11 protein-coding genes are annotated in these 14,496 nt (G+C 49.2%); 8 read left to right on the plus strand and 3 right to left on the minus strand.

All coding sequences use genetic code 11. The features are described 5' to 3' along the window. Window positions 1-409: 409 nt before the first annotated feature. From psbD to NG796_RS16045, 3 genes are all read left to right on the plus strand, one after another. Window positions 410-1,468: a photosystem II D2 protein (photosystem q(a) protein) gene (psbD, locus tag NG796_RS16035; RefSeq protein WP_261207835.1), complete on the plus strand. Its 1,059-nt coding sequence runs from the start codon at window positions 410-412 to the stop codon at window positions 1,466-1,468. Between the two features lie 136 nt (window positions 1,469-1,604). After that, window positions 1,605-2,966: a photosystem II reaction center protein CP43 gene (gene psbC, locus NG796_RS16040; RefSeq protein WP_261207903.1), complete on the plus strand. Its 1,362-nt coding sequence runs from the start codon at window positions 1,605-1,607 to the stop codon at window positions 2,964-2,966. Window positions 2,967-3,164: 198 nt separating this feature from the next. Then, entirely contained in the window at window positions 3,165-3,350 is a 186-nt protein-coding gene (locus tag NG796_RS16045) for a PCP reductase family protein (protein WP_261207836.1), read from the plus strand. Here NG796_RS16045 and NG796_RS16050 read toward each other — a convergent pair. Both NG796_RS16050 and NG796_RS16055 read right to left on the minus strand, forming a co-directional pair. After that, a complete protein-coding gene (locus tag NG796_RS16050; RefSeq protein ID WP_261207837.1) occupies window positions 3,344-6,496 on the minus strand; it encodes an efflux RND transporter permease subunit in 3,153 nt (1,050 codons plus the stop codon). The two genes, NG796_RS16045 and NG796_RS16050, sit on opposite strands and share 7 nt — an antisense overlap. A gap of 8 nt (window positions 6,497-6,504) precedes the next feature. Beyond that, on the minus strand, window positions 6,505-7,236 hold the full coding sequence (locus tag NG796_RS16055; protein ID WP_261207838.1) for a cobalt transporter: 732 nt from the start codon (window positions 7,234-7,236) through the stop codon (window positions 6,505-6,507). A 118-nt stretch (window positions 7,237-7,354) separates the two neighbouring features. Between NG796_RS16055 and rppA the strand changes: the two genes are divergently transcribed. From rppA to NG796_RS16070, 3 genes are all read left to right on the plus strand, one after another. Further along, window positions 7,355-8,047 (plus strand): two-component system response regulator RppA, encoded by a 693-nt coding sequence (gene rppA / locus NG796_RS16060; protein ID WP_261207839.1) that lies wholly within the window; start codon window positions 7,355-7,357, stop codon window positions 8,045-8,047. Window positions 8,048-8,059: 12 nt separating this feature from the next. Beyond that, window positions 8,060-9,445 (plus strand): two-component system sensor histidine kinase RppB, encoded by a 1,386-nt coding sequence (rppB, locus tag NG796_RS16065; RefSeq protein WP_261207840.1) that lies wholly within the window; start codon window positions 8,060-8,062, stop codon window positions 9,443-9,445. 586 nt (window positions 9,446-10,031) lie between these two features. Continuing rightward, window positions 10,032-11,330, plus strand: coding sequence for a CmpA/NrtA family ABC transporter substrate-binding protein (locus tag NG796_RS16070; RefSeq protein ID WP_261207841.1), 1,299 nt, complete (start codon window positions 10,032-10,034; stop codon window positions 11,328-11,330). Between the two features lie 2 nt (window positions 11,331-11,332). On the opposite strand, the gene NG796_RS16075 is transcribed toward NG796_RS16070, so the two are convergent. Next, window positions 11,333-11,497, minus strand: coding sequence for a hypothetical protein (locus NG796_RS16075; protein ID WP_261207842.1), 165 nt, complete (start codon window positions 11,495-11,497; stop codon window positions 11,333-11,335). Window positions 11,498-11,537: 40 nt separating this feature from the next. Here NG796_RS16075 and ntrB point away from each other — a divergent pair, with 40 nt between their 5' ends. Further along, window positions 11,538-12,341, plus strand: a complete 804-nt coding sequence (gene ntrB / locus NG796_RS16080) for a nitrate ABC transporter permease (protein ID WP_261207843.1) — start codon at window positions 11,538-11,540, stop codon at window positions 12,339-12,341. A gap of 53 nt (window positions 12,342-12,394) precedes the next feature. Beyond that, window positions 12,395-14,434 (plus strand): nitrate ABC transporter ATP-binding protein, encoded by a 2,040-nt coding sequence (locus NG796_RS16085; RefSeq protein ID WP_261207844.1) that lies wholly within the window; start codon window positions 12,395-12,397, stop codon window positions 14,432-14,434. The last annotated feature ends 62 nt before the right edge of the window (window positions 14,435-14,496 follow it).

Genomic DNA, 14,496 nt, shown 5'->3' on the forward strand with positions numbered 1-14,496 from the left:
CAAAGCTTAACGGGTGGGATGCCAGGTAGAGAGAACAATCTCCCCCATCAAGAGGGCATTAAGAGCAGAGGGATTCCGACCTGAGAAACAAGTCAGCGGACCCTCAAAATCGGGATTCCCATTGGGACCCAACAATAGAACTCAAGTCCAGGACACCAGAAGGTAATCGGGTTCAAAGTGATTCTCCGACAGGGCCCCAGTCCTTGTCCTAAGCTGGTTTAGTCTGATGGATGGGGACTAGAGCCACCGCCACAGAGACTGGCTTTGTTCAGAGAACCCGGTCGCCTTGGACTAAGGGTTTTGCAAATTTTGATCAATGTAATATATAGTTATGTTAACTTACTTAGAAAGCTTGCGATTCTTGTAGAGCAAGACGACTTAAAACCAGCACCCAACTCCCGCAAATTTTATGACAATAGCAGTTGGACGCGCACAGACAGAACGGGGATGGTTTGACGTCCTCGACGACTGGCTAAAACGCGATCGCTTCGTATTTATCGGTTGGTCTGGCCTATTACTCTTCCCCTGCGCCTACCTCGCAGTGGGAGGCTGGCTGACCGGCACCACCTTCGTGACCTCTTGGTACACCCACGGACTCGCTTCCTCCTATTTAGAAGGTTGCAACTTCCTCACCGTGGCTGTTTCTACGCCCCCGAACAGTCTGGGACATTCCATCCTGTTCCTCTGGGGTCCTGAAGCTCAAGGGGACTTCACCCGGTGGTGTCAACTCGGCGGCCTCTGGACCTTCGTCGCCCTGCACGGGGCCTTTGGTCTAATTGGCTTCTGCCTGCGTCAGTTGGAAATTGCCCGCCTGTTAGGGATTCGTCCCTACAACGGACTCGCCTTTACCGGACCCATTGCGGTGTTCGTCAGCGTGTTCTTGATGTACCCCTTGGGTCAATCCGGCTGGTTTTTTGCCCCTAGCTTTGGCGTTGCTTCTATCTTCCGCTTCCTGTTGTTCTTCCAAGGGTTCCATAACTGGACCCTCAACCCCTTCCACATGATGGGTGTGGCCGGTATCCTCGGTGGTGCACTCCTGTGCGCCATTCACGGAGCCACCGTGGAAAACACCTTGTTTGAAGATGGCGAAGGGTCTAACACCTTCCGCGCCTTTGAACCGACTCAGGCGGAAGAAACCTACTCGATGGTAACTGCCAACCGGTTCTGGTCCCAAATCTTTGGGGTGGCTTTCTCTAACAAGCGCTGGTTACACTTCTTTATGTTGTTCGTGCCAGTTACCGGCTTGTGGATGAGCGCGATCGGGGTTGTTGGCTTAGGGTTAAACCTGCGCGCCTATGACTTCGTGTCTCAAGAACTGCGGGCTGCGGAAGACCCGGAATTTGAAACCTTCTATACCAAGAATATCCTTCTGAATGAAGGGATTCGGGCTTGGATGGCTCCGGTTGACCAGCCTCATGAAAACTTTGAGTTCCCTGAAGAAGTTCTACCTCGCGGTAACGCTCTGTAGAAAATTTAATTGGAGATTTTAGATTTTAGATGGGATTGAATTCACTTCTGAAATCTAAAATCTTAAGTAGCGATATCATCTGTTGTCGATCGCAAAAACGAGGTTCTCATCCGTGCAAACATCTTTCAATAGTTCGATGGTCATGGGCGGACGTGACCAAGAAACCTCCGGGTTCGCCTGGTGGTCTGGAAACGCCCGTCTAATCAACTTATCCGGTAAACTCCTGGGCGCTCACGTTGCTCACGCTGGATTAATTGTCTTCTGGGCTGGAGCAATGACTTTATTTGAAGTCGGACACTTCATTCCTGAAAAGCCGATGTATGAGCAAGGCTTAATCCTGCTGCCTCACCTGGGTACCCTGGGTTGGGGTGTGGGTCCCGGTGGAGAAGTCATCGATACTTTCCCCTACTTTGTCATTGGTGTTCTGCACCTGATTTCTTCTGCCGTTCTCGGTTTGGGTGGTATCTACCACGCCGTTCGCGGTCCAGAAACCTTAGAAGAATACTCTTCTTTCTTCGGCTACGACTGGCGCGACAAAAACAAGATGACCACCATCTTGGGCTTCCACCTGATCGTTCTTGGATTGGGTGCCTTGTTGCTGGTGCTCAAAGCCATGTTCTTTGGTGGTGTGTATGACACCTGGGCACCCGGTGGCGGTGACGTCCGCGTGATCACCAACCCAACTCTGAACCCCGCTGTGATCTTCGGTTATCTAGCCAAATCTCCCTTCGGTGGCGAAGGCTGGTTGATCGGCGTCGATAACATGGAAGACATTATTGGCGGTCACATTTGGGTCGGCTTCACTTGCATTATTGGCGGTGTCTGGCACATCCTCACCAAGCCTTTTGGTTGGGTGCGTCGCGCCTTCATCTGGTCTGGCGAAGCTTATTTATCCTACAGCTTAGGCGCTCTGTCCTTAATGGGCTTTGTGGCCGCTTCCTTCGTGTGGTTTAACAACACAGCTTATCCCAGCGAATTTTACGGCCCCACCAACGCCGAATCTTCTCAGGCTCAAGCTTTCACCTTCTTGGTTCGTGACCAACGCTTAGGTGCCAGCATCGGTACCGCCCAAGGCCCCACAGGTCTAGGTAAATACCTGATGCGCTCTCCTACTGGGGAAATCATCTTCGGTGGTGAAACCATGCGCTTCTGGGATTTCCGTGGCCCCTGGTTGGAACCCCTCCGTGGACCGAATGGCTTGGATCTGCGTAAGCTGAAAAATGACATTCAACCCTGGCAAATCCGTCGGGCTGCTGAGTACATGACTCACGCGCCTAACGGTTCCATCAACTCTGTGGGTGGGATTATCACTGAAGCTAACGGCTTCAACTATGTGAACCCCCGCGCTTGGTTGGCTGGTTCTCACTTCATCTTGGCCTTCTTCTTCTTAGTCGGTCACCTGTGGCACGCTGGACGCGCTCGCGCCGCTGCTGCTGGATTTGAACGCGGTATTGACCGTGAAGATGAGCCAGTGTTGGCAATGACTGAACTCGATTAATTTCTTCTGAATTGAAGGATGAATTTCGAGTAATCAGTTCATCATTAAAGGCTCCTGCATAAAGCAGGAGCTTTTTTGTTAGGAAGATAGTTTTAAAATGTTGGAGAAGTGGGATTTGCTATTACAATAAAATAAAGGACACTGCTGTAGATTGACAGATTGCCCTTCAAAGATTTAACATTTAACCGGATATTATTTATGTCTAATTCTGATTTATTTGATGACCTGGAATGGACGGAAGAAGCTAAAGTCAAGCTGAAAAATATCCCTTATTTCGTGCGATCGCAGGCAAGACAGCGAATCATCCAGTTGGCGCGAGAAGCCGAACTGGATGTGGTGACGCCGGAGATTGTGGAAAAAGCGCGGGTGGAATTTGGTCAATGAAGGATGGAGTTTGGGTTTTTCCATCCGGACTCGATATCCACGATCGCCGGTTTAGGTTGAGGCATTAATCGTTTCCCAAATTGGGCATAAAGGGCCGGAATTACTAACAGTGTTAAGGCGGTAGAGGTAAATAACCCCCCTAAAACCACAATGGCTAAGGGTTGTAAAATCTCATTCCCTGCGCCGGTGGCGATCGCCAAGGGAAACATTCCCAAGGCAGAGGTTAAAGCGGTCATTAAAATGGCATTCACTCGGTCTAGGGAACCGTTGATAATCACCTCTTTCAAAGGCATTCCCTGGGCAAATTTCGTATTGTAATTATCCACCAGCAACAACCCATTACGGACTGCTACCCCAAATAGGGTAATAAATCCAATTAGGGAGGCAATGGAAATGACGCCGCCGGTTAAGGCAATGGAGATGATTCCCCCGACTAATGCCAAGGGTAAATTCAGCATAATCGCGATGGTTGCCGGGAGAGATTTGACCGAGAAAAACATCAGGATAGCAATGGCGACTGCTGCTAAAAGACTAAACCAGAATAAGCTATTACTCGCCCGTTGTTCTGATTCAAATTGTCCGCCATATTGGATAAAATATCCCTGGGGCAAGGTTACTTTTTCCCGAATTTGACCTTGAATATCACCGACGACACTGCCTAAATCTCGATTTGCTACATTCGCCGAAACTACAATTAGCCGAGAGACATTTTCCCGATTGACTACATTTGCTCCCATGCCGTAACTTAAACGGGCGACGTTTCTCAGTGGAATTGTCTCTCCCGTTGGAGTAGAAATGGGAATTGCACCCATTGCATCTAAGCTATTGCGCGCCTTATCGTTGAGGGTAATAAAAATATCAATCAGTTGCTGATTTTCTGGGACTTGAGAAACAACTCGACCATTGAGGGCGGTTTCCACAACTTCTGACAATTGTTCCATTGTTAAACCATACGTTGCCGCTGCTTGTCGGTTGTATTCAATTTGGATTTGGCGGATGGGGAGTTGCGGTTCCAATTGCAAATCGACTATCCCAGAGATCGGGGCGATCGCATCTCGAACTTGTTCACCAATGCGGCGTAGTTCCTTTAAATCTGGGCCAAAAATTTTGACGGCGATTGCACTTCTAACTCCCGAGAGAACTTCATCCATGCGATGAGAAATAAATCCGCCAATATTTGGCGCAACACCCGGTAATTTCAGGAAACTTTCGCGCAGTTGTTGAACGCTCGTTTCTCGGTCTTTTAAGGCTAAATCACTCAGTTCTACATCCACATGAGCCATACTTACCCCAGCGCCATCGGCATCTCCAGGAGTCCGTCCGGCGCGGACTTGTACCCAGTCATAGAGGGGATTGTTTTGAAGGGATTTGGATAGGGCAATACCGGCGCGCTGGGTCATATCTAGGGAAACTCCAGGATATAAAACCATTGAGTTAACCATTGATTTTTCCCGAAATTCCGGTAGGAAAACTTGTCCCAAGGAAGGAACGATCGCCAGGGTTGCTACTAAACTCGCGAGGGCGATCGCTAGAATAATTTGGGGGGCGCGTAAGGATAGATTCAGCAAGGGGCGATACAATTTTTCTGCTAACCGAGAAATAAAAGTACCTTCTTGGGGAAGGGTTTGATTCGCTAACAGAATGGCGCAAAGGGCCGGGGAAAGGGTCATCGCGACCAGGGTAGAGGCGGCGATCGAGAGTAAATAAGCTAACCCCATTGGCACAAAAATCCGTCCTTCCACCCCCGTTAAACTAAAAATAGGCGCAAAGACAACAATGATAATCACTGTGGAGAAAACCACCGCCAGCCGGACTTCAACGGAGGTATCATAAACCACTTGAAAGGGATGTTTCGGATTACCTTGAGCTTGATTCGTGCGGAGTCCCCGATAGCAGTTTTCCATATCAACAATGGAATCATCGACGACGGAACCAATGGCAACGACTAATCCTCCCAACGTCATGGTATTAATGCCCAAGCCCAAGGCTTTCATGAACAATAAGCCAATGACTAATGAGAGGGGAATGGCACTTAATGTAATCACTGCCGTGCGCCAATTCATCAAAAATAGCAGCATAATCACGGAGACAATGATAATGCCTTGAATCAGAGAGCCGCTAACATTACTAATCGCGGAATCGATGAAGTTAGATTGGCGAAAAGTGCGGGCAATTTGGATATCTGCCGGAAAGGTTTCCTGGAGCGATCGCATCCGGGATTCTACTGCTTTGGTGACCGTTGGAGTATCTACATTAGGCTGTTTATTAATCATCATCACCACAGCCGATTCTCCATTAAAACTGGCATCGCCCCGTTTTAGGGCTGCTCCAGTTTTCACCTCTGCCACATCTTTAAGTAAAATCGGGGAGCCTTCTTGGACTTTGACTACCGATTGCTGTAAGTCTTCGATGGATTTAATCTGACCGATTCCTCGGACTAATAATTCTTGACCTCCACCAATCAAAAACCCACCTGGGGCATTGGAATTAGCGCCTCTAGCCGCTTGGGCAACTTCCGTTAAAGACACATTCAGCGATCGCAATTTAGCCGGATCAACGAGCACTTGTTCCTGCCGTTCGTCACCGCCATACACCGTAATTTGGGTTACCCCTGGCACGGATAAAAGTTGCTGGGTGAGGGTAGTATCCACGAAATGCCGGAGGTCCATTAAGGAAGTTTCCCCTCCTTCCGTGACGGTAAATGCATATTGCAAAATCGTAGCTAAGGGGGAAGCTAGGGGGGAAATTTCAGGGGGATGTGCCCCTGCCGGAAGTTGATTGGTAATCTGTTGAATTCGTTCAGTAACCGCTTGCCTTGCTTTATAAATATCTGCTTGGGAGTCAAATACGACTTGGACCATTGAAAGTCCAACTTTGGAGGACGATCGCACGGTGGTGACTCCCGGCAAGCCATTAACCGCATTTTCAATGGGAACCGTAATTTGCGATTCCACCTCCTCTGGTGCCAATCCCCCCGCTTGAGTTTGAATATCAACTTGAGGCGGTGCAAATTCGGGAAAAACATCCAAAGGCATTTGGGTAATGCTGAAAATTCCCCAAATGGTAATACAGATAGCACTCACAACGATTAACCACCGTTGAGCAATGGAGTTTTTAAGGGTAAGATTGAGAAGTGAATTTAACATCTGCCTGCTTAACGATCTCCTTGGTTATCGGAAAGGCTGCTGTTTTTTTTGCGGGAACTGAGTAAGGCGATCGGGGTTGCCACGAGAACAACTCCCACGCCAATGCCTATCAACCAACCCAGGGGAAATGGGCTTTCCACCTCATTTATCTGAGCAGATTGCTGAGCACTTGCCATCGGCTGTTCTCCCGAAGTATGGCTATGAGGGAGTCCTTGGGAATGTGCCTGAGCATGGGTTTCATCAGTCTGGGGAGTCGTAATCGCTGCTGGAGTGGTAATGGCTTCTGGAGTAGTAATAGCTTCTGGAGTGGCGGCAGTCTCGGGGGATTGGGTTTTGCGCGATTCAGCATAAAGAGACAAACTGCCTTGGGTGACGAGATTTTCCCCCACGGATAATCCCTCCATGACTTCAATCAGTTCCCCTTGGGTTGCGCCAATGGTAACGGGAACAGGTTCATAGAAGTTTTCATATTGGACAAAAACGAGTTGCTGATCCTCTTCATTCACTAAGGCAGTCATGGGGACCAAGATGCGGGCACTACCATCTGCCGCTGGGGCGATGGGAGTGGCGACAATGCCTAACATTTGGTCCATTTCCGGGTTCACTGCTACCCGTTCAATCCCGCCACTGGATTGGAATTCATCCCCGTGTCCCACATGGGATAAAGCGGGTTTGGGGAAGGACAAAAGAACCGTTGTGATTAAAACAGTCCGAATTAAAGATTGAAGTGAGTAACCCATGATTCACTCGATGTAAGGGATAAAAGTTCTCCCTAGTCTGGCAAAGGGTAGATGAAATTGAGATGAAATGGAACCAGCTTCGCTAAAATCAAGCCTGTAGTGAGTTTCCTAAACACCGATGAGAATTTTGCTGGTGGAAGATGAGGCGGATTTAGGACGGGCGATTAAGCAGGTGTTAGTGAATGAAAAGTATGTTGTAGATTGGGTTCAGGATGGGGTGCAGGCTTGGGAATGTCTGGAAAATCAGTGGACGGATTATACAGTAGCGATCGTGGATTGGATGTTGCCGGAGTTATCTGGATTAAAATTATGTCAGCGATTGAGATCGCATCAAAATCCGTTACCTGTGTTGATGTTAACGGCGTTGGGACAGCCGGAAAATCGGGTTGCGGGATTGGATGCTGGGGCGGATGATTATTTGGTGAAACCCTTTGTCATGGAAGAATTATTGGCACGTTTGCGAGCACTGCAGCGGCGATCGCCTCAACTTCAACCCCAAACCCTAACAGTGGGTGGATTTACCTTAGATTATGGAAATAATATCCTCAGTTTCGGGTTGAGTCAACCGCCGCAACTGATTCCGTTAACGGTGAAAGAATTTCAACTGTTTGCCTATTTGATGCAAAATTGCGATCGCATCATTTCCGGGGGTAAGATTCGGTATCAACTCTGGGATTTGGATGAGGAACCGATTAGCAATGTAGTAGCGGCACAAATGCGATTATTGCGGCGCAAATTAGCCCATTATGGTTGTCCTTGTCCCATTGAAACCATTCCGGGTCAAGGATATCGATTCAACACATCTCTGTGAGTTTCTTGGGGAATGAATAGTCATCAATTATTTCGCCGCAGTCGATTCCGTCTTGCCTTTTCGTATGCCGGGGTAATGGCGGTGATTTTGAGTTTGTCCGGTTTGAGTTTGTATCGATCGCTGATTCAGTCCAATTGGGAAGCAATGGAACGGGAAATGGAGTCGATCGCCGGGACGTTGCATGATAGTTTGGAACCGATGTTACCGCCTTCCGGGGAAGCGACAACGGTTTTGAAGCGGATTTTGCCGGAACTCTGTGTGGCGGGAGAATCTTGTAATATCAGTCCGACGCTAATTCAACGCCATACCATCGGAATTAGCGATCGCAATACTTACTATATTCGCCTATTTAATCAGCAAGGCAAACTTCTAGCTTTTTCTCCCAGTCAACCCCTAGGCATTTCCCGAACATTCCATCCTGAACCCTGGCAAACGTTTCAGAGTCCCCAGGGGATTCGCTATCACCAATTTACGATTATTTTACATAATCATCATCCCAGTGAATCTTCCTCTTTCCATCATTCTCATCCTTCTTGGGGATACTTACAAATTGGCCGAACTTTAGAAGCATTGGATGGAGAAGTGCAGCGAATGCGATGGATTTTAGGAATGGGGTTTTCCATTGCATTAGGGTTGGTGATGATTTCCAGTTGGTGGCTATCGGGATTAGCCATGCAGCCGATTTATCAGTCCTATCAGCAACAGCAACAGTTTACGGCAAATGCTGCCCATGAATTGCGATCACCTCTGGCGAGTCTGTTAGCAACAGTAGAGGCAATGTTACGATTACCCCCCGCCAATCAGTCGGAAATTCCCATCATGCTGCAAACGGTGGAAAGGCAGGGACGGCGGTTGAGTCATTTAATTTCTGATTTACTCTTGTTAACCAGTTTGGAGCAAAATTCATCCCCAATCCCCTTCAAACCTTGCTGTTTAAATGATATAATCAATGATTTAACAGAAGAATTTTTAGAGTTAGCCGTCGGGGCCGAACTGCATCTCATTAGTCATGTTACCGATGCTCAAATTTATGTTTTAGGACATGAATCCCAATTGTATCGATTGGTGTCTAATTTAATGGCTAATGCGATTCAATATACACCGAGTGGGGGTAAAATTGTGCTTGAGTTAACGCGACGCGATCGCCTTGCGGTAATTACCGTGAAAGATACCGGAATTGGCATTGCATTGGAAGAACAAACCCGCATTTTTGAACGTTTCTACCGTGTGGATAGCGATCGCAGCCGCAAAACTGGGGGAACGGGATTAGGGTTAGCCATTGTCCAGGCGATCGCCCAGAAACATCAAGCGAATCTTGCCGTGGAAAGTCAGTTAGGATCCGGGAGCATTTTTACAGTAGAATTTACAAACATTTGTAGTAACCCATTCAGGGGTTAGGGCTATATAAAAGCAAAAGTTTTATTCATCCATCGCGACTTAATGCAGACAAAATCGCCTACTGACTAACGGTTTAATAAATGCTAGTTGGAAACAGCATTGAGGTTAGCCATTGTAGAGGCGATCGCCCACAAACATCAAGCGCGAAGGGTTGTCATAATCGTTGAATTGATAGTTCTATAGGTGTTCTGAGGGCTATCGGTCGCTATAGAAGCTAATGCACTGACAACTTCCAGGATAGCCACTCTGGCGGACAATGGCGGGGGAGATAGGGAATAGGGAACAGGGGGGAGAAGGCAAGAGAGAAGAAGAGATGTCACCTTGCGATCGCTCTTTTAGGCTAATCGTATCAATAGCTACTTTTTTTATGCTATTTTCATGACTCCCTTTCACCACGATGCAAGTTACGAATGACCTAAATGCATAAAACAAAAAAAAGTCTAAAAATTGTACTTCCTGATACATAAACCCCTTGTCATATTCCTTAACTTGTGTACACCACGTCCAATAGACCCTCTGTTCTCTCTCACAACTCAATCCCACGCGATTAGATACTCACACCCCACTGTTAATTCCTAACTGAAAAATGTCCCGATTTAACCGTCGCCAATTCCTGATTACAGCCGGTGCAGCAGCAGCGGGAACTTTGTTCCTGCATAGCTGCGGACAGAATAATGACCAAGCCCAAGTTGAGGTTGAAATTGACCCCGCTGATGCCCCAGAAACCCCAACAGTACGACTAGGATTTATTGCCCTAACGGACTCCGCCCCCCTAATTATTGCCAAGGAAAAAGGCTTTTTTACTAAGTATGGGATGACAGATGTCTCCCTTGAAAAACAAGCCTCCTGGGGAACAACCCGAGACAATTTAGTCCTCGGTTCTGGCGGCGGCGGCATTGATGGTGCCCACATTCTCACCCCCATGCCTTACCTATTATCGGAAGGAATTGTCACCGATGGACGGCCCGTGCCGATGTATATTTTGGCGCGTCTGAATGTGAATGGTCAGGGGATTTGTCTCTCCAAGGACTACCTCGATTTAGAGGTGGGAGTGGACAGTAGCCCCCTCAAAGAACGATTTGCTGAACGACGGGCCGCCGGTGCAGACTTACGGGCCGCCATGACCTTTCCCGGGGGAACCCATGACTGCTGGATTCGCTACTGGCTAGCAGCCGGAGGCATTGACCCCGACCAAGATATCTCAACCATTGTCGTCCCACCCCCGCAGATGGTAGCCAATATGCGGGTTGGCAACATGGATGCTTTCTGTGTCGGGGAACCCTGGCCCCTGCAATTGGTGAACCAAGAGATTGGCTACAACGCCTTAACCACAGGGCAACTGTGGCAAGACCATCCCGAGAAGTCTTTCGGAATGCGGGCAGATTGGGTTGACCAAAATCCCAAAGCGGCCCGGGCCCTCTTGATGGCAACCCTAGAGGCCCAAATCTGGTGTAGTCAACCGGAGAATGTGGAGGAAATGTGTCAGATTCTCTCCCGCAGGTCTTGGTTTAATGTCCCCTTTGAGGACATTATCGATCGCTCTCGGGGCATCTATAACGATGGCGTCCGTGAGCCGAAAGAACAGCCGCAGTTGATGCAGAAATATTGGCTGGATAATGCCTCCTATCCCTTCAAGAGTCATGAACTCTGGTTCCTCACGGAAAATATCCGTTGGGGTTATCTCCCACCAGATGCGGATATTCAGGGCATGGTGAACCGAGTCAATCGGGACGACCTCTGGCAAGAAGCGGCAGATGCCATTGGTCAGGGAAGCATGATTCCTAAAAGTTCTTCCCGTGGACCTGAAACCTTCTTTGATGGCAAAGTCTTTGACCCAGAAAAACCCCTAGATTACCTCAAGAGTTTAGAGATTACCCGAATTTAGGTTCAGCCCCACAAGAGGGCGCGGCACTTCCCCATCTCCCCCATCTTCCCCATCTTCCCCATCTCCCCCATCTCCCCCATCTCCCCCATCTCCCCCATCTCCCCCATCTCCCCCATCTCCCCCATCTCCCCCATCTCCCCTGTTCCCTTCTCCCCCATAAAAACCATGACTTCACCAACCTATCCCCGACGCAGAAAGTTCCAATTTATGCCTCAAAAATGGCTTAAAGCCGGTCTCAAGAAGGGGAAAGAGCTTATTCCTTCTACGGTTGCTATTCTAATTTTTCTAATCATTTGGCAGGCGTTTACATCGGTTTCGGATTCGACGCTGCCGGGTCCGATTCGCACGGTCTCAGAAACCTGGGAATTGATTATTAACCCATTCTTTGATCATGGTGGAATCGACAAAGGTCTATTTTGGCAAATTTTGACCAGTTTACAACGGGTTGCCCTAGGATTCTCCCTGGCGGTGATTGTCGGGGTTTCTTTGGGGATTCTCGTCGGTACAAACCGATTGATGTATCGGGCATTAGACCCCATTTTTCAAATCCTGAGAACCATTCCCCCGTTGGCTTGGCTGCCGATTTCCCTGGCGGGTTTTGAACGGGCGAATCCTTCTGCGATTTTTGTAATTTTTATTACAGCAATTTGGCCGATTATTATCAATACTACGGAGGGAGTGCGCCAAATTCCTCAAGATTATAATAATGTCTCGCGAGTGCTACGACTCGATCGCAAGACTTACTTCTTCAAAATCCTCTTTCCAGCAACGGTTCCCTATATCTTTACGGGACTAAAAATTGGCATTGGCCTATCTTGGCTCGCAATTATTGCAGCAGAAATGTTGATTGGCGGTGTGGGGATTGGCTTCTTTATCTGGGATGCCTGGAATAGTTCCCGGATGAGTGACATTATCCTGGCGGTAATTTATGTAGGAATTGTAGGACTACTTCTGGATAAGTTGATTAGTTTCTTGGCGAGTTTGGTCGTGTCTGAAGACCAAGCTCAGTAATAGTGAGTCTTCTTTAATCTTCTTTGGTTGTCCTCTACTCCTGCTTAACATCCATGTCTATTTTTGCTGAAGTTGACCATATCGAACGAGTTTTTAATCTCCCCAATGGAGGCACTTATGTTGCGCTGAGTAACATTGAACTCAAGATTCGTAAAGGTGAATTTATCTCCTTAGTGGGTCATTCCGGCTGTGGTAAATCAACCCTCTTAAACCTCATTGCCGGACTGGATAAACCGACCCGAGGGGGCATCATCTTAGAAGGTCGCCAGGTAACAGAACCGGGACCCGATCGCATGGTGGTCTTCCAAAACTATTCTCTCCTGCCCTGGCTCACCGTGCGGGAAAACATCGCCCTCGCTGTGCAGTCCGCTATGGGCGATCGCCCCAAAGGAGAACAACGGGGTATCATCGAACATCACATCGACCTCGTGGGTCTGCGTCATGCGGCCCATAAACGCCCCGCCCACCTGTCTGGGGGCATGAAACAACGGGTGGCGATCGCTAGGGCCTTAGCCATCCGCCCCAAACTCCTCCTCCTCGATGAACCCTTTGGGGCCCTAGATGCCCTCACCCGAGGGGGACTGCAAGAACAACTGATGCATATCTGTGAGGAAAGCGAAGTCACCTGTATCATGGTCACCCATGACGTCGATGAAGCCCTCCTCCTGAGCGATCGCATAGTTCTCCTCACCAACGGGCCGGGATCCTACGTCGGACAAATTCTCGATGTTCCCATAGACCGTCCCCGCACCCATGTCTCCGCCGTCAAAGATCCCCACTACTATAGTCTCCGCAACGAGATTGTCTATTTCCTCAACCAACAGCGACGGGCCAAGAAACGGCAAAGCCAACCCCAACCCCAACCCCAACCCCAACTCGTCCAAGTCCACGAAAACGGCTTAGAAGGCTTAGAAAAAGTCAACCTCAACCTCGGCTTCATCCCCCTCACCGACTGCGCCCCCCTCGTTGTGGCTAAAGAACTAGGGTTCTTCCAAAAACATGGCCTAACCCAAGTTAACCTCAGTCGCGAACCCAGTTGGGGTGCGATCGAGTCGGGCATTCGAGAACAACGCCTCGACGCCGCCCAAATGACCGCCGGAATGCCCCTGGGCATGACCCTCGGTCGTCAAGACCATTCCCCTCTACCCGTGGTCACCGGCATGACCCTCTCGCGCAACGGGAACGCCATCACCTTCCATCGTCACTTCTACGAGGAGGGTATCCGGACCCTCGCCGACCTCAAAGGCTTCGTTGCTGGCGATTCCGACCGACGACTCACCCTCGGGGTCGTGCATCCGACCTCCATGCACAACCTGATCCTACGCTACTGGCTGGCCTCAGCTAACATCGACCCCGATCGCGATGTGGACCTAGTGATGATCCCCCCCGCGCAAATGATCCCCAACCTCAAAGCGGGCAACATCGACGGCTACTGTGTCGGCGAACCCTGGAACTCCCGCGCGGTCCACGAAGGCATCGGCTTTGTCATGGCTACCGACCCAGAAATCTGGCCCGGTCATTGCGAAAAAGTTCTAGGAGTGCGGGAAGACTGGGCTAAAGCCCACCCCAAAACCCATCTTGCCCTGATCCAGGCCCTTCTCGAAGCCTGCGAATACTGTGACGATATGCGGCATCGGGAGCAAGTTTTAGACCTTATCTGTCGTCCCAAGTACATCGGATCGGATCCCATCTACACCCGTCCCGGCTTCATCGACTCCTATAACAAAGGCATTGGCAACCCCGAACCCATTGCCCGTTATAACCAATTCTTCTTTGACAAAACCAACTGTCCCGATCGCACCGAAGCCCTGTGGATTCTCACCCAAATGGCCCGATGGGGCATCGCCCCTTTCCCCCGTAACTGGATTGAGGTCCTCGATCGCGTCCGTCGCGTAGACCTCTTCTCCCAAGCCGCCCAGGGGTTAAACATGATGGACCTAGGCCGCGATCGCCAACCCATCATTCTCTTCGATGAGGTCATCTTCAACCCTGACGATCCCATTCACTACCTAGAACAACTTGAAATCAAAACCAACCTAACCATCAAAGAAATCGATCTCAACCTAGCTTCCCTAGAAATGTCCGCCGCCTAACCCCGAAGCGCTATATTCCCGCAAGCCTTGCCTTTAGTCTTTTGCCTTTTGTCTTCTTAATT

The organism is Laspinema sp. D2d (assembly GCF_025370755.1).
In the GTDB taxonomy this organism is placed as follows: domain Bacteria; phylum Cyanobacteriota; class Cyanobacteriia; order Cyanobacteriales; family Laspinemataceae; genus Laspinema.